General features: G+C 54.0%; 19 protein-coding genes and 3 tRNA genes. 12 read left to right on the forward strand and 10 right to left on the reverse strand.

What is annotated here, in order from left to right; genetic code table 11:
• Positions 1 to 116: 116 nt before the first annotated feature.
• The 4 genes from ACUN8H_RS07740 to ACUN8H_RS07755 all read left to right on the forward strand — a co-directional run bounded on the left by ACUN8H_RS07740 (position 117) and on the right by ACUN8H_RS07755 (position 4,633).
• Positions 117 to 1,316 (forward strand): ABC transporter substrate-binding protein, encoded by a 1,200-nt coding sequence (locus ACUN8H_RS07740; protein ID WP_445531573.1) that lies wholly within the window; start codon positions 117 to 119, stop codon positions 1,314 to 1,316.
• 59 nt (positions 1,317 to 1,375) lie between these two features.
• Positions 1,376 to 3,475 (forward strand): methyl-accepting chemotaxis protein, encoded by a 2,100-nt coding sequence (locus tag ACUN8H_RS07745; protein WP_445531574.1) that lies wholly within the window; start codon positions 1,376 to 1,378, stop codon positions 3,473 to 3,475.
• Positions 3,476 to 3,586: 111 nt separating this feature from the next.
• Positions 3,587 to 4,156, forward strand: coding sequence for a DJ-1/PfpI family protein (locus ACUN8H_RS07750; protein WP_445531575.1), 570 nt, complete (start codon positions 3,587 to 3,589; stop codon positions 4,154 to 4,156).
• Positions 4,157 to 4,270: 114 nt separating this feature from the next.
• Positions 4,271 to 4,633: a ribbon-helix-helix domain-containing protein gene (locus tag ACUN8H_RS07755; protein WP_445531576.1), complete on the forward strand. Its 363-nt coding sequence runs from the start codon at positions 4,271 to 4,273 to the stop codon at positions 4,631 to 4,633.
• A 43-nt stretch (positions 4,634 to 4,676) separates the two neighbouring features.
• Here ACUN8H_RS07755 and ACUN8H_RS07760 read toward each other — a convergent pair whose 3' ends face one another.
• Positions 4,677 to 5,444, reverse strand: a complete 768-nt coding sequence (locus ACUN8H_RS07760; protein ID WP_445531577.1) for a DUF1499 domain-containing protein — start codon at positions 5,442 to 5,444, stop codon at positions 4,677 to 4,679.
• A 112-nt stretch (positions 5,445 to 5,556) separates the two neighbouring features.
• Here ACUN8H_RS07760 and ACUN8H_RS07765 point away from each other — a divergent pair, with 112 nt between their 5' ends.
• On the forward strand, positions 5,557 to 5,904 hold the full coding sequence (locus ACUN8H_RS07765; protein ID WP_445531578.1) for a hypothetical protein: 348 nt from the start codon (positions 5,557 to 5,559) through the stop codon (positions 5,902 to 5,904).
• On the opposite strand, the gene ACUN8H_RS07770 is transcribed toward ACUN8H_RS07765, so the two are convergent.
• Complete coding sequence (locus ACUN8H_RS07770) at positions 5,901 to 6,134, reverse strand: DUF3820 family protein (protein WP_295711485.1); 234 nt, start codon at positions 6,132 to 6,134, stop codon at positions 5,901 to 5,903. The genes ACUN8H_RS07765 and ACUN8H_RS07770 overlap by 4 nt on opposite strands.
• A 32-nt stretch (positions 6,135 to 6,166) precedes the next feature.
• Positions 6,167 to 7,051 carry a LysR family transcriptional regulator gene (locus ACUN8H_RS07775; RefSeq protein WP_445531579.1) on the reverse strand — a complete coding sequence of 295 codons (885 nt, stop codon included), beginning with the start codon at positions 7,049 to 7,051 and terminating at the stop codon, positions 6,167 to 6,169.
• A 134-nt stretch (positions 7,052 to 7,185) separates the two neighbouring features.
• Here ACUN8H_RS07775 and ACUN8H_RS07780 point away from each other — a divergent pair, with 134 nt between their 5' ends.
• Complete coding sequence (locus ACUN8H_RS07780) at positions 7,186 to 7,611, forward strand: VOC family protein (protein WP_445531580.1); 426 nt, start codon at positions 7,186 to 7,188, stop codon at positions 7,609 to 7,611.
• A 19-nt stretch (positions 7,612 to 7,630) separates the two neighbouring features.
• Here ACUN8H_RS07780 and ACUN8H_RS07785 read toward each other — a convergent pair whose 3' ends face one another.
• Positions 7,631 to 8,524 carry an AraC family transcriptional regulator N-terminal domain-containing protein gene (locus ACUN8H_RS07785; RefSeq protein WP_445531581.1) on the reverse strand — a complete coding sequence of 298 codons (894 nt, stop codon included), beginning with the start codon at positions 8,522 to 8,524 and terminating at the stop codon, positions 7,631 to 7,633.
• Between the two features lie 219 nt (positions 8,525 to 8,743).
• Between ACUN8H_RS07785 and ACUN8H_RS07790 the strand changes: the two genes are divergently transcribed.
• Positions 8,744 to 9,805 carry an NAD(P)-dependent alcohol dehydrogenase gene (locus ACUN8H_RS07790; RefSeq protein WP_445531582.1) on the forward strand — a complete coding sequence of 354 codons (1,062 nt, stop codon included), beginning with the start codon at positions 8,744 to 8,746 and terminating at the stop codon, positions 9,803 to 9,805.
• Between the two features lie 125 nt (positions 9,806 to 9,930).
• Here ACUN8H_RS07790 and lnt read toward each other — a convergent pair whose 3' ends face one another.
• The 5 genes from lnt to miaB form a co-directional block, all read right to left on the reverse strand.
• On the reverse strand, positions 9,931 to 11,409 hold the full coding sequence (gene lnt / locus ACUN8H_RS07795; RefSeq protein ID WP_445531583.1) for an apolipoprotein N-acyltransferase: 1,479 nt from the start codon (positions 11,407 to 11,409) through the stop codon (positions 9,931 to 9,933).
• Positions 11,410 to 11,469: 60 nt separating this feature from the next.
• Complete coding sequence (locus tag ACUN8H_RS07800) at positions 11,470 to 12,369, reverse strand: HlyC/CorC family transporter (RefSeq protein ID WP_445531584.1); 900 nt, start codon at positions 12,367 to 12,369, stop codon at positions 11,470 to 11,472.
• A gap of 179 nt (positions 12,370 to 12,548) precedes the next feature.
• Complete coding sequence (gene ybeY / locus ACUN8H_RS07805) at positions 12,549 to 13,049, reverse strand: rRNA maturation RNase YbeY (protein ID WP_445531585.1); 501 nt, start codon at positions 13,047 to 13,049, stop codon at positions 12,549 to 12,551.
• Positions 13,046 to 14,125 (reverse strand): PhoH family protein, encoded by a 1,080-nt coding sequence (locus ACUN8H_RS07810; protein WP_445531586.1) that lies wholly within the window; start codon positions 14,123 to 14,125, stop codon positions 13,046 to 13,048. The genes ybeY and ACUN8H_RS07810 overlap by 4 nt, the downstream gene beginning before the upstream one ends.
• Before the next feature lie 85 nt (positions 14,126 to 14,210).
• A complete protein-coding gene (gene miaB / locus ACUN8H_RS07815; protein ID WP_445531587.1) occupies positions 14,211 to 15,554 on the reverse strand; it encodes a tRNA (N6-isopentenyl adenosine(37)-C2)-methylthiotransferase MiaB in 1,344 nt (447 codons plus the stop codon).
• A gap of 195 nt (positions 15,555 to 15,749) precedes the next feature.
• Between miaB and ACUN8H_RS07820 the strand changes: the two genes are divergently transcribed.
• The 4 genes from ACUN8H_RS07820 to ACUN8H_RS07835 all read left to right on the forward strand — a co-directional run bounded on the left by ACUN8H_RS07820 (position 15,750) and on the right by ACUN8H_RS07835 (position 16,720).
• Positions 15,750 to 15,825: transfer RNA gene (locus tag ACUN8H_RS07820), tRNA-Asn, on the forward strand.
• A gap of 98 nt (positions 15,826 to 15,923) precedes the next feature.
• Positions 15,924 to 15,999: transfer RNA gene (locus tag ACUN8H_RS07825), tRNA-Asn, on the forward strand.
• Positions 16,000 to 16,058: 59 nt separating this feature from the next.
• A tRNA-Asn gene (locus ACUN8H_RS07830) sits at positions 16,059 to 16,134 on the forward strand.
• A gap of 220 nt (positions 16,135 to 16,354) precedes the next feature.
• The gene (locus tag ACUN8H_RS07835) at positions 16,355 to 16,720 is read left to right on the forward strand and encodes a metalloregulator ArsR/SmtB family transcription factor (protein WP_445531588.1); all 366 of its coding nucleotides are present in this window, start codon (positions 16,355 to 16,357) and stop codon (positions 16,718 to 16,720) included.
• 145 nt (positions 16,721 to 16,865) lie between these two features.
• Here ACUN8H_RS07835 and ACUN8H_RS07840 read toward each other — a convergent pair whose 3' ends face one another.
• The gene (locus tag ACUN8H_RS07840) at positions 16,866 to 18,980 is read right to left on the reverse strand and encodes a carboxy terminal-processing peptidase (protein WP_445531589.1); all 2,115 of its coding nucleotides are present in this window, start codon (positions 18,978 to 18,980) and stop codon (positions 16,866 to 16,868) included.
• Positions 18,981 to 19,118: 138 nt separating this feature from the next.
• On the opposite strand from ACUN8H_RS07840, the gene ACUN8H_RS07845 reads away from it, so the two are divergent.
• On the forward strand, positions 19,119 to 20,438 hold the full coding sequence (locus ACUN8H_RS07845; RefSeq protein ID WP_445531590.1) for a M18 family aminopeptidase: 1,320 nt from the start codon (positions 19,119 to 19,121) through the stop codon (positions 20,436 to 20,438).
• Position 20,439 lies beyond the last annotated feature (1 nt).

Genomic DNA, 20,439 nt, shown 5'->3' on the forward strand with positions numbered 1-20,439 from the left:
GATAGTAGTGAGTAACAGATTGGTAATGTTGGTGTTCAGGCGATGGTGCTCATCACTTGACGCTAACTAGCCATTTATAGGTTGAGGAAGTGATCTAGCGAGTGAGGAGCAGATCAATGCGACGAGTGGGAACGCTATTGTTAAGTAAAAGACCGTTAAAAAAGCGGCTAATCAATATAACGCTCTTCACCGGGCTATTGATTTCGCCATTGACCCAGGCAGCGCTGACCTTTGGCATTGTCGCCCCTTCCAGCGGAGGCGCCGCCCCTTTAGGGCTGGGTATGCAAAAGGGGATCGAAACCTATTTCGCCGAGGTGAATGCGGCTGGCGGCGTAAACGGTGAAACGTTAGCATTGATCGCCCGTGATGATCAGTATCAACCGCTCCAGGCCGCCAGCAATACCCGCCAACTGATACAAGAAGATGAAGTGCTGGCGGCAATCGGCAACGTTGGCACGCTAACAGCGACCGTCACTATCCCCCTTTACAATGAATTCGAAACGCTGCTTTATGGCGCGTTTACCGGTGCGGGTGTGTTACGCAAAACACCGCCTGATCGCTATGTAATCAATTACCGGGCCAGTTACGTTCAAGAAACGGCAGCTATGGTCAATGGACTCTTGGAAGCGGGCGTATTGCCTGAGGAAATAGCCTTTTTCACCCAAAACGATAGCTTTGGTGATGCAGGCTACAATGGGGCTGTACAGGCGTTAACCTCCCAGGGCGTTGGAAACATCGCCGCGCTGGCCCATGGGCGTTTTACCCGCGGTACCCGCAATATCCACCAAGGCTTGGCGACCATTCTGCAAGCGCCGGTGACACCTCGGGCGGTCATTATTGTGGGCACTTACGGGCCCGCGGCAGATTTCATTCGTGAAGCACGCAACGACCTACCCGATGCCGTATTTTTGAACGTCTCTTTCGTTGGCAGCCAAGCGCTAATGGATGAGCTTGGAGAGTTGTCAGAAGGCGTGATTATTACCCAGGTAGTGCCGCCTCTAGATGCCGACCTACCTGCTGTAGAAGCATATCGTCAGGCGCTAGCCACGCATTCACGCGGTAGTGAACCTGACTTTATTTCCCTCGAAGGCTACCTTGCTGCGAAGCTGTTTGTGGAAGGCGTAAAGGCGGCGGGTGCAAAACCAGATCGTGACGCCATTGTGGATGGTTTGCTTGGTCTGGGTACCATCGATATTGGCTTGGAAGAGCCGCTCAGCCTTGGACGTAATGATCACCAAGCCAGCGATGCGATATGGCCAACCATTATCACGAACGGCCGTTTCGAGTCGGTGGAGTGGGCGAGTCTGTTACCGTAACAGCGACGGTATTTAGGCTTAAGTTACCTGTAAGTCCCTGACACAAGTGAAATCAGATAATGAAAAAAACGTTAAGTATTAGAGCCATGTTGATCAGCCTGTTCTTAGCGGCAGTGCTTGGCGCTGTGGTTCTAGCTGCAACAGGTTGGACCACTAACCAGCGGCTTATCGACTCGCAGCGTTATATTACCGGTGAGGTTTTACCTCTTCAGGACGCCAGCCGTGGCATGGTGCTTACCATGGGGGCGTTTGGTCAGCGTCATGCGGACTTGCTTGCTGCAGAGAACGCGACGGGCCTTGATGCAGTCACCACACAAGCCGCATTAGATGAGCGTTTTCAAACCGCCCGTCAGGGACTGAGTGGGGTTGATCACGCAGAAGGCCTAAGTGAGCTGGATAACCATTACCAAGCGTTGATTGAGGGCGATACGGCACTTGAGGCAGTACGCCGTGAAGAGGTGAGCCTGCAAGTGCAAATGGCCGAGCGTATTAGTGCGATGCAAACACTTATTTCTCAAGTGATGCTTAGCGCCGAAGATATTGCCGGACGTGCAGCGCTGGCCCAAGTGCGCAGTGACCGTGACCAGCGTGAGTTAATGGAAGCCTGGCGCGAAGATGGTATGACGACACTGCCTACTACGCTTCTGGATAATATGTTTGCCGCACAAGCGGATATTGGACGCTTGAGCGGTAATGCTCGCATGGCCTTAGCGCAATTATCTGACCTTGGGCGTCAAATGATGCAAATGGAGAGCTCTGATGCGCTGGTCAATTTGCGCCATAATGAAATTGCTCAACAGGTTGGTCTTGCTCGTCAATCACTGGCGGCAATTGCCAATGCTCCGAGTACCGAAGTAGAGCAGCGTGCGCTGATTGATGATCTTAGCGAGGTCATCGTAGAGCTGGAAGGGCTGATGATATCCGATGATAACGCCGTCTATGAACTTCGTTTCCAGCAACTTGCGCTCCATGAACAGGTGCAGGCGGCGCTCACTAATGTTGCCCAAGCCATGGCGCAAATGCGCTCGGCCCTAAGTGACGTTGAAGCGTATACCGTTGCCCAGGCTGACAATGCCGCGACCCAGGCTGAGACGCTAGCTAATGCTGGCCGTTCATTACTGATCATGGTGACCTTGATTGTTATTGCGCTATTGGCGATTTTCGGCTGGCGTACGATGGTGCGCGTACTGGGGCCGCTGGTAGCGATGCGCCGCCAAATGGAAAGTATTAGTGGCACAGCAGGTGAAAACGCCGACCTTTCCAAGCGTCTTGAGCTAAAGCGCAACGATGAAGTGGGCCAAACGGCGCAAGCGTTTAATAACATGATGGACACCTTCGAAGGCATGGTGGCGCAAATTCGTGAAAGCGCCGAATCTATCGCATCCAGCAGCCGCCAAATCGCTGCTGGCAACGAAAATCTCTCCCAGCGAACTGATCAGCAGGCAGCATCGCTGGCTGAGACGGCCTCAAGCCTTGAACAGATTACCGCCACGGTGAAGCAAACGGCTGAGTACGCTGACCAAGCAAAAGATGCAAGCGGTAGCGTGGATCAGCGCGCACGGTCGGCGGGTGATGTTGCCAAGCGCACGACTGCCGCCATGGGCGATATCCGCGAGGCAAGCGAAAAAATCACCTCCATTATTAAAGCGATCGACGATATTGCCTTTCAAACCAACCTGCTGGCGCTAAACGCCTCCGTTGAAGCTGCAAGAGCGGGAGAGCAGGGGCGTGGCTTCGCGGTGGTGGCTCAGGAAGTGCGTAAGTTGGCGGGGCGCAGCGCTGAAGAAGCCGCTCAAATTCGTCACTTGGTAGACGACAGTGTCGCGAAAGTGAGCGAGGGTGAGCAGCTCGTCAACGCTTCCAGCAAGCATCTCCAAGACATCATAGCGAGTCTTGGCGAGGTAACGCGCTATGTTACTGAGATTGCGGATGCTACCCACGAACAGTCGGCAGGTATTGATCAGATCAACCAAGCTATCTCTCAATTGGATCAAGTCACGCATCAAAACGCGCGGCTGGTACAAGAAGCCACAACCGCCAGCCATACGCTGGATGATCGAGCGGGTGATATGCATTCGCTGGTGGGCCGCTTTCGCGTAAGCGATAAGGCGGGGCAGCGTCATTTATCTTTGCCCCAAAGGGAAGAAATTATCGAGTAGTAAGCAATTACTACCTATTGCCGTTAAGCGCTTGCTAATCTCATTTCACACGCCTCGCGTGTTCTCAAATACTCGATCAATAACCATAAGATCAATAAGAGGAGCAATGAGATGAGTAGCAAGCGCATTTTAATGATCACCGGCGACTTCACTGAAGATTATGAAACCATGGTGCCGTTTCAGGCCTTGATGGCCGTTGGCCATCAAGTGGATGCTGTCTGTCCTGGAAAAACCTCAGGCGATACCGTAGCCACCGCGATTCATGATTTTGAAGGCGATCAAACCTATTCTGAAAAGCCGGGGCATCGCTTCGCACTTAATGCTGATTTCGCCAGCATTAACCCCGCCGATTACGATGCCCTGGTGGTACCGGGTGGTCGCGCACCGGAATACCTTCGTCTCAATAAAGAAGTGCTAACCATGGTGCAGCACTTTTTCGAGACCAATAAGCCCGTGGCGGCCATCTGCCATGGTGCGCAGCTCTTGGCTGCTGCAAAAGTGCTTGAAGGACGGCAGTGTTCCGCATATCCGGCCTGCCAGCCGGAGGTAGAGCTTGCCGGAGGCCACTTTGCCAATTTGGAAGTGACGGATGCGGTGACCGATGGCAACCTGGTCACCGCCCCAGCGTGGCCAGCCCACCCAGCATGGCTGGCGCAATTTATGGCATTGTTAAATAAGTGAAGCCCGCTGCGATAACATAGTTACCTTTGCGCCCGGCCTCGCCGGGCGTTCGGCGCTATTGCCCACTATATTGATAGCGTGAGCTTGAAAGGACTAATTGGAGAGGTAACGCTTGTGTGCAAACTTTTTATTCAAGCCGACCCTGAACTGTGGCGCAGTGCGACACACTCGTTGCGTATCGATGGCATGGTGACCAGTGTGCGAATGGAAAATTATTTTTGGCACATTCTTGAAGAGATCGCCCAGCGCGATGGTATGAACACCGCCCAAATGATTACCCGGCTGTATCATGAATCGATCGATGCCGGGCACGATTTGGGTAACTTCACTTCGTTTTTACGGGTGTGCGCACTGCGCTACCAAGCGCTTCAATTAACTGGCGATATCCCTCCGCAACACCAGGTGCCTATCGCGACATTGGATGCTGAGCAAATTATAGCGCGTGAGGGCTGCCGCAGGTCGGGATCGCTGCATTAACAGGTTTATAAAAAAGCGCTTGAAAACGCGTCATATAAGCGACTTATTCAAGCCGTGCTTCCAGCGCACTTAAAAAAGCTTCAATGCGCGCCGCATTGGTGCCCACATCGCTGGCACCCAGGCGCGATGCAGAACGCATATCGACCTGCACACCGTTTTCGACTTCTGATAAGCGAATCACCACGTCGTCTTCAAAACCGAACCAGCGGGTCGTTGCCGTGGCTTCTATGCGATCGTAGGTGATTCGAGCAATGCGCCAGCCAGCTTCTTCCGCTCCTGCTTGGGCCGCAGCGAGCACGGTTTGTGGCGTCTCATCGATAACCAGTGGCCGAACATTAGGGTATGCCGCGCGTTGCTGCTGGGCGGTAGTCTCGCCTGGGTAGGCGACTCCATTGGGTGCTATCTGACGTGCCTCGGCTAGGGCTTCAAAAGCAGGAGGGGTCTGCATATCGGTTGTGATGTCATGAATGGCCGGTACCGTTTGAGCGCGTTGCCAGTGTTGCCAGGGAATATAAAGGAGCGCCGCTGCAGTGATAATGATCAGAGAGGCCACTAAGGCAGATGTAAAACGGCGAGCAAACATGCCTAACAGTAGCGCAATAACACTGACTGCCACCGCACCTCCAGCGGTATAGACGCCGTTACGCAGTAAGCTAAACGCCTCACCTAAGGAGATAAGTTCACCATGGTAAGCCGGGCCAGCCCCTGCCATCATGACGGCCGCTGCTATGAGCAGCAGTAGGGCCAGCCCCGTCAGTATGCCGGGCCAGCGGCCACCTCTAGGGCGTGACGCTTTCGATTGCGTTGCCATCTTATCTCCTTGGTGCATCATTTTGGGCTTCTCTTTTCAACTGCTTTTTTCAGCTACTCTTAGCACAAAGGCAGCATCGAAAGCTAAATTAACGTCTGACAGTAGGGACAGTATGAGCGATAACGCCACGGCTTTGCGTCAGCTCCTTTTAAGCGCGCCGCACGAAGCACTGCCAATGACCTATCAACAGGTGGCTACTGAGCTCGGGCTAACGCCGCCGCGTACGATTGGGCAAGTTACCCAGGCGCTTGAGCAGTTAATGCGTGAAGACGCCGCGCAACAAACGCCTTTCATTGCCGCCTTGGTGGTTAGCCGCCAGGGCGAGGCGTTACCCGCGGCGGGCTTTTTTGAGTTAGCGGTCGCCTTAGACCGTTTTCCCGAAGATCCGACCCTCCACGAACCCGCTTACCGGGCGGAGTTTCAGCGTGCCCTAAACGAACGCGGCCCTTTTCATCATTAAGTCTCGTCGCGCGGACGGGGCGTCTTGCGCAACGGGTCGAGCAGTGGGCCAAGTCCGTTATGATCGATTTCATGCATGAGATGCAGCAACTGACCCATCTCTCCAGCGGGAAATCCCTCCCGGGCAAACCAGTTTAAATAAGGCCCGGGGAGGTCGGCGATCAAGCGACCCTCATACTTGCCAAAGGGCATGGTGCGGGTGACTAACTTTTCCAGATCCTCTGGTTTCATACGTTGACTCCTATAATAGGGAAAGAAATGACTTAGTGGTCATGACCCGGTCGCTGGGCAATGTCACCAATGAGTTGGGCAAGTGCACGGGCAGGTTCGCTCAAGTGGCCGCTGGTAGGATGAATCAGCCCTATGTCGCGGTGAAACGTTCGCTCGCCTAACGCAACTGCACGTACGCCCGCTGGCCAGCGGGCGTGCGCCATTGCTTCGGGCACCAGTGCGACGCCGACTCCTTTGGCCACTAGCTTAATGATCGCTTCTAGTTCGTCGACTTCGCATACTTCGTGCACATTGCAGTGGTTATGGCGTAGGAAGCGCTCCACCTGCCTACCGCCGAAGGAGGCCCGGTCATAGCGGATAAATGGCTGGCTGGCGAGTAGTTCCCGCCACTGATTACCCGGTGCATTAGTCGGCACGATCAAGCGGAAGGGTTCGTGGGCAAGGGGCGTCCAGCGCAAATCGCTGTGTAGCGAAAAGGGCGGGCGTATAATAATCGCCATATCCAATTCTCCCGCGTCGACCTGATTGACCAGTTCCATGGAAAGCCCCGGTACCACGCGTGTACAGCATTCACTATAAAGGTGATGAAAGTGCGCCAATGCATCGGGGAGTAGCGAACGCTGGATAGAAGCGATGGCGCCGATATTGACCCGCTGTGTCGTCGATTGGCCTGACAAGGAAGCACCTAGCGAACTGTAGAGCTTTAATAGCGTTTGTGCTTGCTTAAGGGTCTCTTGCCCCCGCTGAGTTAATATCGCGGCGCGGCCTTTACGTTCAAACAGGGCGATACCCAGTTCTTCCTCCAAACGTTTCATTTGTGCACTGACGGCTGCCTGGGTTAGGCCAATTTTGTTGCCCGCTGCGGCAAAGGTGCCTTCTTGAGCGACGGTAATCAGCGTCTTTAGCTCGCGGATCATTGATAAATCCTTTTTGTGAATCAGCCAAAAAGTTATTGATTTTATTTTCCCATGCGCCGCCCTAGGATGAATACACCGTGGCGGCCTAAAGTGCCACCGAGTCCGAATAATACTCACCTAAGTTGGAGATGACGATGAGCCTTTCACCCTTTCATTTAGCCATTCCTGTTTACGATGTGGCGCTGGCACGCGCATTTTATAACGACGTCTTTGGCCTGGAAGAGGGGCGTTCCAGTGAGCAGTGGGTCGACTTTAACTTCTTTGGTCATCAACTGGTCATTCATGAACAGCCTAAAACGCCGGGGCAAGAGAGTGCTCATACCAACCCAGTAGACGGGCACAACGTACCGGTGCCGCACTTCGGTGTGATTTTAGAGTGGGGTGAGTGGGAAGCCCTAGCTGATCGTCTGAAAGCGCGCGATACCCAATTTGTGATCGAGCCTTATGTTCGCTTTAAAGGTGAAGTGGGTGAGCAGGCCACTATGTTCTTGCTCGACCCATGCGGAAACGCTCTAGAGTTCAAAGCATTTAAAGATATGAGTCAGGTATTTGCCAAGTAAGCGCGATATTGAGCTCGTTTTAAGCGCGTAACGCCTGCTCTTGGCGACGATGCTGAAGTGGCGGCTCGCCAAAGTAGCGCTTATAGTCGCGGCTAAACTGAGGCACGCTGCGGTAACCCACCGCCGCAGCGGCCTGATTGACGTTGTGATTATCCTGCAGCAGTAATTGCTGTGCTTTAATTAAGCGAAGCCGTTTTAAATACTGGGCCGGGGACGAGCGAGTAATCTGCTTAAAATGCTGATGAAACGTCGATGCACTCATATTGGCCTGTGCAGCCAACTGTTCCACGCTAAAGTCTTGGGCAAAGTTAGCATGGAGTTTGGAAAGCACCTGCACTATGCGAGAATAATTACCGTGCCCTAGTACCAGTGCCCTTAATGCTTGGCTTTGCTCTCCCTTTAGTGCCTCAAATACCACATCACGGATACGTGCTGTGCCCATCGTGTTGCACTCTACCGCTTCATTTAGCGTGCGTGCCAAGCGCAAAACGGCGTCCTGCATGCCCTCAGTCATGGCAACTGAAGCCATCGGTAACGGTGCTCGGTCGTGATGCCCGGTATCACCCATGGCTGTGACCATCTCGCTTAATAGTGCCGGATCCAGGCGTACCGATATACCCAGCAGCGGTGCTTCCGGTGAGCCGTAGGTTTCACACTCAAAGGGCAATGGTAGCGTTTGGACTAAATAGTGACCGGGATCGTAATAGATTTCGCGATCACCCAGATAACCCATTTTTCTTCCCTGGGCAATGATGGTCAGGCTTGGCTCATAAAGAAGCGGGGTCCGTACTTGGTGGCGGCTTAAACAGAGTAGCGAAACGCCCGGCAGAGGGGTGTCACTGATACCGTCACGCTGAATGAGAGGGGCGATAACAGCAGTCAGCGCATTGCCAGCCTGAGCGGTTGAGGCCATGGTTGTTCTCTCTGGTTTCTGGTGGCTTTTATACAATCATATCGATTTCTGACTATTTTTTGTTATTTTATTACGTGCTGCCGGAGTAATTGGCAAAAATGGCGTAGCTTCGTTCATCGCTATCCTCATGGATTAGGCCAATACTATCGACATACCTCGCATGCGAGGAAATGTCTGCTGATAAATATGGCAGTCTTTTGTTGATAAGGAGTTCCACCGATGAGCCAAGCATTATCCTATGCGGCATTTGCTAACGATAAGCCCTTAGCCCCTTTTACATTCGATCGTCGTCAGCCACGTCCTGACGATGTTGCCATTGAAATTCTTTACTGCGGCGTTTGCCACAGTGATCTCCATTTTGCGCGTAACGATTGGGGCATGAGCCAATACCCCGTTGTGCCTGGCCATGAAATTGTGGGTCGTGTGACGTCTGTCGGTGACAAAGTCTCGCGCTTCAAGGCCGGTGATCTGGTGGGTGTGGGCTGTATGGTGGACTCATGCCGCACCTGTTCAGCCTGTAAAGATGGCGTGGAGCAGTACTGCCTGGAAGGCTTCACCATGACCTATGGCAGTGAAGACCGCCAGGACGGCACCATGACCCAGGGTGGCTACTCCGACGCCATCGTGGTGAGTGAACACTTTGTACTGCAGATGCCTGATGGGATCGATCTAGCCTCAGCAGCGCCGATTCTTTGTGCCGGTGTGACCACCTACTCACCGCTCAAGCATCACGGTGTGGGTAAAGGCCATAAAGTGGGTGTTATTGGCATGGGTGGCTTAGGCCATATGGGCGTTAAACTGGCCAAAGCGCTGGGGGCTGAAGTCACGGTATTTACCCGTTCCGATGCTAAAGTGGAAGAAGCCAAGCGTAACGGTGCTGACCACGTGGTGGTTTCCAGCGACCAGGCACAGATGGATGCCGTTGCAGAAACCTTCGACTTTATGCTCGATACCGTGCCTGTACAGCACGATCTAAACCCCTACCTAACATCGCTGAAGTATGACGGCACGCACATCATTGTCGGTCTGCTAGAGCCCATCGAGCCCGCTATTGAAGCGTTCAACCTGGTCTTTAAGCGCCGCGTGGTAGCCGGTTCGCTCATTGGTGGCATTGCAGAGACCGAAGAGCTACTCAAACTCTGCGCTGACAAAGGCATCACCTGTGATATCGAAATGCTCGATATCAACAACATTAACGAAGGCTTTGAGCGGATGGAGAAAGGCGACGTTCGCTATCGTTTCGTGATTGATATGGCGACGCTAAAAAATAGTGCTACCTAGATGTCCGATTGGCTAGCGACCTATCAAGCTTCTCAAGAAGTGGCTAGCGTGAGTCAATAAAACGGCCCGATGCTTGTAAAGGCGTCGGGCCGTTTTTTGGTCAAGGCTTAAAGCTTAGCGCTGTGTCAGCTACGACGCTGGCGAGTGGTTCTTACACCCAACAGCCCCGGTAAAAGCATCAAACCTGCCAATAGCCAAGCGGGCCAACTGCCGGTACGGGTAAACGGTGTCAGGCCTTCCATGGCGTAAAACTCGCCGGTCAGCAGGGTGGTTTCGAACTGCGGTGCGCGCTCCACTAGGCGGCCGTTGGGGTCGATAATCGCCGTAATGCCGTTACTGGTAGCGCGAATCACATAACGACCATTTTCCAGTGCCCGCAAGCGTGCCATCTGCAAATGCTGATGGGGGCCAATCGAAGCGCCAAACCAGGTGTCGTTCGAGACCGTCATGATCACACCGCTGTCTTGCGCGCGGCGGGCAACTAACTGGGGGTAAATAATTTCATAGCAGATCGCATTGCCGATATTAATACCCGCGGCCTGCATGGGGGTCTGCTCGTGCTCGCCTTTGGTAAAGGTCGACATTGGCAGGTCAAAGAAATCGATCGCTCCGCGTAGTACGCTTTCTAGCGGCAAGTACTCACCAAAAGGCACTAAGTGCTCTTTATGGTAGCTCCCCTCGACATTGCCAACGCCAATCACGCTATTGAAATAGCGCTCCTGCTCGTCGCGCTGAACGATGCCGGTAAGCAGGGCGACATCGGGCGGTAGATTGGATTGCACGCGTTCCAAGACCGGGCGGGCCTGGGCTTCCATCATGGGCAGGGCCGTTTCAGGCCATATGATCAGATCCACTTCATCGGCGACTTCGCGGGTGAGTTCGCTATAGGTGTTCGCCGCCGTGCGCTGTCCTTCAGGCGTCCACTTCAATAGCTGAGGCAGATTGCCTTGCAGTAGCGCCACACGGGTGGGTTCGCTGACCGGCGTGGTCCACTGCTGCGGCAATGCCAACGGAACTAACCAGATCGCGGCCAGAGGGGCGAGTGTCCACCATTGACGGCGCAGTAGCTCTGCAGCGAAGGTGCCGCTTAACGCCACCAGTAATGACAGCAGGTAGACGCCGCCTACGGGCGCCCAGGCGGCTAGTGGCGAATCGACATAGCCAGAGCCCATTAGCAGCCAGGGGAAGCCGGTAAAAAGGTAAGTGCGCAGCACCTCGCCCAAAACCCACGCGCCCGCGAAGCTGATAAACGCCAGCCGGGCAGAAGTAAAACGGCGGTAGAGCCAGAAAGTGCCGGAGAAAAAGAGCGCCAAGATCGTTACAAACAGCGCGGTGAGAAACACTGCCAGCGGCACACCGGTATAGCCATAGTCGTGAATAGAGACGTACACCCACGAAGTGCCGCTGGCAAACAGCGCTACGCCGTATAGCCAGCCTTTAAAAGCCGCCTGGGCGGGCGTCAAGGTATGGAGGCCGATATAGAGTAAACCAATCGCGACAGGGCCTAGCCACCATAGTTCAAACGGAGAAGCGGTTAACGTGGTAAAACCGCCTGCCACCAGGGCGGCAAGCAGCTGTAATAAAAACGCGGGGGAAAGGCCCATAGCGGATCGCCTATCTACGGTAAGGTTCGAAAGAGTTATCAGAAAGCGTAGTAACGCTGGCTAGGCTTTTGGGTCTTCCTGCTCGTCGCTCTCTTCGTCATCGCGGCGATGGTCTCGATAGGCTTCGAGCAGACGAATACGACGCGTATCGGCATTCAGAATGACAAAGCGCCAACCGCCGAGGGTGGTATGTTCACCACGGCGGGGCAAATGGCCAAACTGCTGCATTACCAAGCCGCCAACGGTATCGAACTCATCGTCGGAGAACTCGGTGTCAAAGCGTTCGTTGAAGTCTTCGATAGGGGTCAGGGCACGAATGGCAAAGTGGCCATTCTCTAATGTGCGGATATCATCCTCTTCGTCGGTATCATGTTCATCTTCGATGTCACCGACAATCTGCTCAAGAATATCTTCAATGGTGATTATGCCCGCGGTGCCGCCGTATTCATCAACGACGACGGCCATGTGGTTGTGGGTATCACGAAACTCTTTAAGCAGGCTGTTAAGCCGTTTCGACTCAGGAATAAACATGGCTGGGCGCAATATATCATCGAGTTTGAAAGCGTCCCGCTGGGCCTGGGTTTGCGAAAGGAGTGGTAGCAGATCTTTTACCAACAGAATGCCTTTCACGTCATCCAGGTTTTCCCCAATGACCGGATAGCGGGAGTGGCCCGTTTCCTGAATCAGCGGCAAATAGCCATCGCTGGTTTGATCCAAGGCGATGGCGGACACCTGGGAGCGGGGTATCAGTACTTCACGTACTTGCTGATCGCTGATTTCAAGTGCGCCTTCGATAATCATGATGGCGTCTTGATCCAGCTTTAGTTTCCCAGCGGTATGACGTAAAAACGTCATCAGCTCGTCGCGTGAGCTGGGTTCGTCATTTTCTCCGGAAAGGGCGCCAAAGAGTTTCTCGAGCCAGGATTTTTGACTAGGGTTGCTCGATCGGTCTTCGCTCATGCGTCAATTCTCTCGTTTGCGGGCAGTCAATGGCTAACTTGTTTGCGGCTTTGTTGCCAGGTCTACGCTGGCAGATAGCTGTTTTATCACTGATGCGGGGGGGAGTGCCAGACAGATAGTACCAGATTCGCTGTTACGTGATTTAACGCACCACCAATAAATGATTAATCGCAAAGCGTTTAGTCATGAATCTCCTCAGAGGCTGAGCCTGCATAAGGATCGGGAATATTCAGTTCCGCTAGCAGTTCGCGCTCAAACTGCTCCATCTCCTCTGCCTCTTGATCATCAATATGATCGTAGCCCATTAAATGCAAGATGCCATGCACGACCATGTGGGCATAGTGGTGCTCAAGTGGTTTGCCTTGCTCGCTGGCTTCTTGCGCCACGACGGCATGACAAATCACCAGATCACCTAATAGCGGTAATTCAATTCCAGGCGGGCTTTCAAAGGGAAACGACAATACGTTGGTGGTTTTATCTTTGCCCCGGTAGTCACGGTTAAGTGTCTGGCTTTCATCCTCATCCACAAAACGGATCGTCACTTCGCGGCGCGGATCATCAACGTGGTGGGCAAAAACACAGCCCACCCAATGGGTGAGCTGCGTTAAAGAGGGAAGCGAAGGTTCGTTGATCACTGCTTGACGATCAATGACCAGCTCATCGGCGCTCAACTCGTTCATCTCGAACCTTCCCAAGAGCCTTCACGCGATTGCATACGAGCGTCACGCTCTTGCTGACGCACTTCACGGCGAGCACGCTCTTCCACTTCTTGCTGGGACTCGAACATGTCGTAGGCTTCGATAATGCGCTGAACCAAGGGGTGACGCACCACATCCTTGGCGGCAAAGTGAGTGACGCCGATCCCTGGGGTGTCTTTCAGCACGTCGAGCACCTGAATGAGCCCAGAGCGCTGCCCCTTGGGTAAATCGACCTGGGTAACGTCGCCGGTAATCACGGCGGTGGAGCCAAAGCCTATCCGGGTCAGGAACATCTTCATCTGTTCTGGAGTGGTGTTCTGGCTCTCATCTAAAATGATGTAAGAATTATTGAGCGTACGACCGCGCATGTAGGCCAGGGGGGCAATCTCAATCACCTGACGCTCAATCAGTTTAGCTACTTGCTCAAAACCGATCATTTCATACAGGGCGTCGTAAAGCGGGCGCAAATAAGGATCGATTTTTTGTGCCAAATCGCCCGGCAAAAAGCCCAGTTTTTCGCCTGCCTCAACAGCAGGACGTACCAACAGAATGCGGCGCACTTCCTGCTGATTGAGTGCTTCGACCGCGGCGGCAACGGCGAGATAGGTTTTACCCGTACCCGCAGGCCCAACGCCAAAGTTGATATCGTGTTCGCGGATGCTGGACACATAGCGTTGCTGGTTGAGGCCGCGCGGTTTGATCATGGTGCGCGGCGTGCGCATGATCACTTCGTCGCTGCTGCCGCTACCGTCTTCTTCTTCATCTATCGCTTCAAGCCCCGATTCCTGCAGGAACAGATGGACGGTATCGGCTTCAAGCTCGCTTGCGGCCGTTTCACGGTAAAGATGTTCCAGCACGTTTGCCGCGGCTTTAATGCGGTTGGCCGGCCCCGCCAGTTGGAACACATTGCCTCGGTTGCGCAGCGTCACGTCCAGGCGGCTTTCAATCAGCTTCAAATGCTCGTCCTGCTGGCCGCAAAGGCTAGCAAGGCGCTGCGGATCATTGGGTTCAAGGCTTAAGGTGATGATGCGATTGGCCTGAGGTGTTGGCTGGCTCAAGAGTGGGAAACCCCTCGTTAGTGTATGTATCGTTCAGCTTACTGCCCCGCCTGATGCGGGGCAATGATCTGTGATAAGTGAACGATCAATAGCGCACTGGCGAGGCAAGTTCGCCGCGCAGCGAATTGGGAAATGCCTCGGTAATCTCCACATCGACAAAGTAGCCGATCAGCTCGGTGGGGTTGGCTGCGCGGAAGTTAACCACACGGTTGTTCTCTGTGCGCCCTGAAAGTTGGCCGGGGTCGCGAGGTGAAAAACCGTTCACCAACACGCGTTGCGTGCTGCCCATCATGCGGCGACTAATCTGGGCCGTTTGTTGGATGATCCGCTCTTGTAAAATGGCTAAGCGCTGCTTTTTCACGCTTTCCGGCGTTTCGTCCGGCAGCCCAGAGGCAGGTGTGCCGGGGCGTGCGGAGTAAACGAAGCTAAACGAGTGATCAAAGCCAATCTGATGAATCAGGTTCATTGTCGCTTCAAAATCTTCTTCGGTTTCGCCGGGGAAGCCGATGATGAAGTCAGAAGAGAAGCTGATGTCCGGGCGATTGGCGCGGATACGCTCCATCTTTTCGACGTACTCCGCCGCTGTATGGCCGCGCTTCATGGCGCTAAGAATGCGATCAGAGCCCGACTGTACCGGCAGGTGCAGGTGGCTCACCAGCTCAGGAATATCCGCAAAGGCGTCTACCAGGCTGTCGGTAAACTCGACCGGGTGTGAGGTAGTAAAACGGATACGATCGATCCCTTCCACTGCCGCCACACAGGCAATCAACTCGGCCAAGTCGATCTCGTCGCCAAGCTGGTTCTCACCACGGTAGGCATTGACGTTTTGGCCCAGCAGATTGATCTCACGCACGCCTTGGTCGGAAAGGTGGATGACTTCATCCATGACCGCTTCAAACGGGCGTGAAACCTCTTCCCCGCGGGTGTAAGGCACGACGCAGAAGGTGCAGTACTTGGAACAGCCTTCCATGATCGATACAAAGGCCGTTGCCCCATCAGAGGTGGGCTTCGGCAGATGGTCGAATTTTTCGATTTCTGGGAACGTCACGTCCACGGCGGCAATCTGGTTATTGCTGCGGGCATCCAGCATGGAAGGAACCCGGTGCAGGGTTTGCGGCCCAAACACCATATCCACGTGGGGGGCCCGTTTGCGGATCGCTTCGCCTTCTTGGCTTGCCACGCAGCCGCCAACGCCAATGACGAGATTGGGATTAGCGTCTTTCAGCTTTTTCCAGCGCCCCAGCTGATGAAACACTTTCTCCTGCGCTTTTTCGCGAATCGAGCAGGTGTTGAGCAGAATGACATCGGCTTCACGCTCATTGTCAGTGAGTTCGAGCTGATGAGATTCACCGAGTAGATCCGCCATACGCGAGGAATCGTACTCGTTCATTTGGCAGCCGTGCGTTTTGATGAAGAGCTTCTTCGCCATCGGTACCTGTCATCTATGAGTCGTCAAGGGACGAGGATGAATGGAGTGCTATCGAGTGGCCGGTGATTGCTACCAAGCCACTATCTTGGATAGGTGCATTATACGGATACAGGAAACCAGCGGCTAGCGTTCATCCATAATCGATACTTGACCGTCACATTTCTATGGGTATACTACGCACCGTGTTTGAGCAGTTCCTCGATAGCTCAGTTGGTAGAGCAAATGACTGTTAATCATTGGGTCGCAGGTTCGAGTCCTGCTCGAGGAGCCAGTCGCTTGCTCAATGGCAAGTTGGCTTTGCTTTAAACACAATTGTTTTGCAAACACTCGGTTTGTAAAACAAAGCTTCAAAAATATAGCTTATGATGTTCCTCGATAGCTCAGTTGGTAGAGCAAATGACTGTTAATCATTGGGTCGCAGGTTCGAGTCCTGCTCGAGGAGCCAAGTTATACCACCGCTTTTTAGCTATCTTGTTCGGTTCTTCGTCTAAGGTAGTGCATGATTCCTCGATAGCTCAGTTGGTAGAGCAAATGACTGTTAATCATTGGGTCGCAGGTTCGAGTCCTGCTCGAGGAGCCATTTCCTTCTTGCCACTGCTTGTTTCCTTTCTAAATTAATCTTTAAATTGGCTAAACGCTACTGCCCGTGAATCGTAGGCGGTATTGTCGTGTCTGGGATTTATCCATTGGGCGTTCATGTGCGCCATCGTGGGGGATATTGACGGTTGCCTCCGGTCGCCTTGGTGACGTAAACCTTGATGACGTAAACTACGTTGATCGTTGATTGGTTCAGGGAATTTATGGTGGGCAACTTAATGGCACCCCAGGCGCTGCAAGTATTTAAATGTTTAAGCGATGAAACACGCTTGATGCTGGTACTGCTAATTGCTCAAGAGCAGGAGCTGTGCGTGTGTGAGATGACCCATGCGCTGCAGGAGTCGCAGCCCAAAGTGTCGCGGCATTTAGCTCAGCTACGCCAGTGTGGGCTGTTGAGCGACCAGCGTGAGGGGCAGTGGGTCTATTATCGCCTTGCTCCCCAATTGCCTGCTTGGGCTCACGAGATTATTCGAGCAGGGGCTCAGGGGAGTGCTGTGCAACTGGCATCGCTCACGCAACGCTTGACGCGAATGGGCGATAGGCCTGCCCGCCGTGCGGCCTTGTGTTAACGCGGTGCTGAGGCAGGTGAAGTGACAAAATAGTCAGGTTGTTGAAACAGCGCAACAAGACGGCAAAACAAAAACGCCGGTTCCTCATGAAGAAACCGGCGTTTTTTTAGCGAGTTTTTAATGCTTCGTCATTAACGCTTAGTCATTAACGCTTAGCTGCTAACCGCTGAGATGCCTGCAGGTGGGCGTAGTCGAGAAGGATCTCAGCGGATTCAAGTACGTAAGCACGATCAACGGCCAGTGCTTCGTCCTCTTCGGTCTCACCCTCTTGGGCGGAGGCGTCATCACTCTCTTCGCCGACGTCTGCCGTGGTGTCTGTCCGAGCATCCATCCACTCGTCCAGCTCTTCAAGGCCCAGTGCGCGGCGGCGTTGGTTTTCCAGGGAGAGCTGCTCAGCTTCCTGGGCTTCCATTTCACGCTCGCGCTGTTCGCGGTTCAGGCTCACGCTGGTGTGCTGTTCGCGCAGCTGCCGGGCGAGGGTAGACTGGCGTTCAAGATAGCGGAAATTAGGATTATCCTGAGCGCGCGTATCATGCTGGGCAATGAGCTTGTCAAGCATGCTTTCCGGTTCACCATAGCGGCGATACTGAACATCTTGCACGGTATCCCAGGCTAGGGCGTTATCCAGACTGCTTTCGCCGATGCGCTCGGGGTCGATAAGGCTAGGGAAGTCGATGTCTGGTTCTACACCACGGTTCTGGGTGCTGTCGCCAGAAATGCGATAGAACTTGGCGCGGGTGAGCTTGATCTGACCATGGCTCAGCTCGTTAAGCGTTTGGACAGTCCCTTTGCCGAACGTGGGCGTGCCGAGCACCAGGCCGCGGCCATAATCCTGGATAGCACCGGCAAAGATTTCCGACGCCGAGGCAGAGAGACGATTGACCAAGACGCCTAGGGGGCCATCGTACAGAGTGCCTGCCTCGCTATCGCCGTAGAGCTGAATACGCCCTTGGGCGTCACGAACCTGAACCGTGGGGCCGCGGTCAATAAATAGACCGATCAGCGAATTGGCCTCTTGTAGCGCGCCACCGCCGTTGTTGCGCAGGTCAAGCACAATGCCTTCCACGCCTTCTTCTTTAAGGTGTTCGACTTCTTTGGCAACATCACGGGTGGTGCTGCGATACTCCTCTTCACCGGCTTGCCACGCATCGAAATCAACATAGAACGTCGGTACGTTGATGACCCCCAGGCGGTGGGGTTCGCCATCACGCTCTACCTCGATAATTTCACTGCTGGCAGCTTGGTCTTCCAGGCTAACGGTGTCGCGGGTAATCTCAACGGTTTGTGAGCGGGTCATGTCGACTGCTTGGGCGGGTACCACATCCAAGCGGACCACTGAACCTTTGGAGCCGCGAATCAGATCAACGACATTGTCCAGGCGCATGCCCACAACGTTAACCATCTCGCCTTCTTCCTGGCCAACGGCAATGATGCGATCTGCGGGTTCGAGTACGCCTGCGCGCTCGGCTGGCCCGCCGGGCACTAAGCTTGCAACTTTAACGTACTCGCCGTCCGATTGAAGCAAGGCGCCAATTCCTTCAAGAGAGAGGCTCATCTGAATATCGAAAGATTCGCCCTGGCGGGGCGAGAGGTAGCCGGTATGAGGGTCAATGCTGCCGGTAACCGCCGCCATTAGCACGCCGAAAACGTCTTCTGCTTCGGTTTGCTCCAATCGCGTCAATTGGCCTTCATAGCGCTGGCGCAGATTGGTTTCAATCTGTTCGTTGTCTTGGTCGGTTAGGGCAAGTGTCAGTGCGTCGTTTTCGAGCCGTTTGCGCCAAAGCTCATCGAGCTCGCTTTGCCGGGAAGCCCAGGGGGTGTCTTCACGATCGATCTCTAAACGCTCGTTGCTTTCAAAACTAAAGTCGAGACCTTCATCAAGTTCGGCTAGCAGTGACTCAAGGCGAGCGCGTTGGCGATCGCTAAAGGTGTTGTACAGACTAAATGCGTCGTCCAGGTCGCCATTAAAAAGGGCGTCGGCCATGTTGGTTTCTAAATGGCGGTAGGGCTCGATATCACTACGCAGCAAGTAAGCCCGCTGACCGTCAAGAATATCCAAATAGCGTTGGAACGCATCTTGCGACCATGCGTCGTCAAAATTTATGTCAGCGTAGTGGCCGTAGCGGAGCGAATCCGCAATTTCCACTGCCGCCTGGCGTTGTTCATCGGTCGGCTCGAGTTGCGCAAAGGCAGCAGGGCTGGTAACAACCAGCATGACCGCCAGGGCGACCGAACGCGAAAGCGTTGCAAACAAGCTCATCAGTCAAGCTCTCCCGGATTTGTGTACACTCATTCTTCCCTAGACTCGCATTTGACCCATGAGTTGCGTAGGCCGAGGGAGTATTGTAGCAGGTCGCCTGCGCTATGAGACTCAATCATTACTGTTACGAGGATTTCAATGTCCGAGACTTTCAACGCTGACCGTTTAACGCGTCTATGTGACTTTTTACGTCATTCCCCGACACCCTGGCACGCCGCAAGCAATATGGCCTCGCGATTGGAGCAAGCCGGTTTTCAGCGGCTGGAAGAGAAGGCGAACTGGCATCTGTCGCCGGGCAAACGTTACTACGTTACCCGAAATGACTCAGCCATCATTGCTTTTCAATTGCCTACGTCAAATTTAACCGCGTTGCGCATGATGGGGGCACACACCGATAGCCCTGGCTTGCATCTAAAGCCCAACGCGACCCAGCGCTCTGCGGGCTGGCTGCAGTTAGGCGTTCAAGTATACGGTGGCGTGCTGCTCGCCCCTTGGTTTGATCGTGATTTGGGCTTGGCGGGGCGCGTACATGTCCGTCACGCCGATGGACAACTAGAAAGCGTGTTGCTCAATATCAATCGCGCTATTGCCACCATACCCAGCTTGGCAATCCACCTGGATCGGGATGTGAACAGCGGACGCCCAATCAATGCACAGACGCAAATGGCGCCGGTGTTGATGCAAAGTGAGGCGGCCACGTTCGTTGAGTTAGTAGGGCAATGGCTTGAAGAGCAGCATGGCTTGCGTGCCGTGGAAGTGGTCGATTTCGAGCTAGGCTTTTATGATGTGCAGCCGCCATCGCTAGTGGGCGTCAAGCAGGAGCTGGTGGCGAGCGCCCGGTTGGATAATCTGCTTTCCTGTTTTATGGGGTTGGAAGCGCTGTTGGACAGCGATGGTAGTCAGGGCGCCCTGTTGGTAGCCAATGACCACGAGGAGGTGGGCAGTGCCAGCGCCTGCGGCGCTCAAGGTCCTTTTCTGGCGGATGTGCTAACGCGTATTAACAGCCAGTTAGGGGGCAAGGACGGCGAAAAGGGCAATGACGAGTCGCTGATTCAACTGATTCAGTCGTCGTTGATGATCTCTTGCGATAACGCCCACGCGCTACACCCTAACTTCCGTGACAAGCATGATGAACGCCACGGCCCAGCGATTAACGGCGGTCCGGTGATCAAGGTAAATGCTAGCCAGCGCTACGCTACCAATAGCGTGACAAGTGCCCTGTTTCGTGATGTGTGCCGTGAGGCAGATGTGCCGGTGCAGTCGTTTGTGACACGTGCTGATATGGGTTGTGGCAGCACCATTGGGCCTATCACTGCCACAGAGTTAGGTGTGCCTACCATTGATGTCGGCGTGCCGCAGTGGGCGATGCACTCGGTTCGGGAGACCGCAGGCACGAAAGATGTAGAATATCTAACCCGCGCTTTAACGCTGTTTTTAAACCGTCCAACGCTGAGCTAAC

Source organism: Vreelandella sp. V005 (assembly GCF_052645115.1).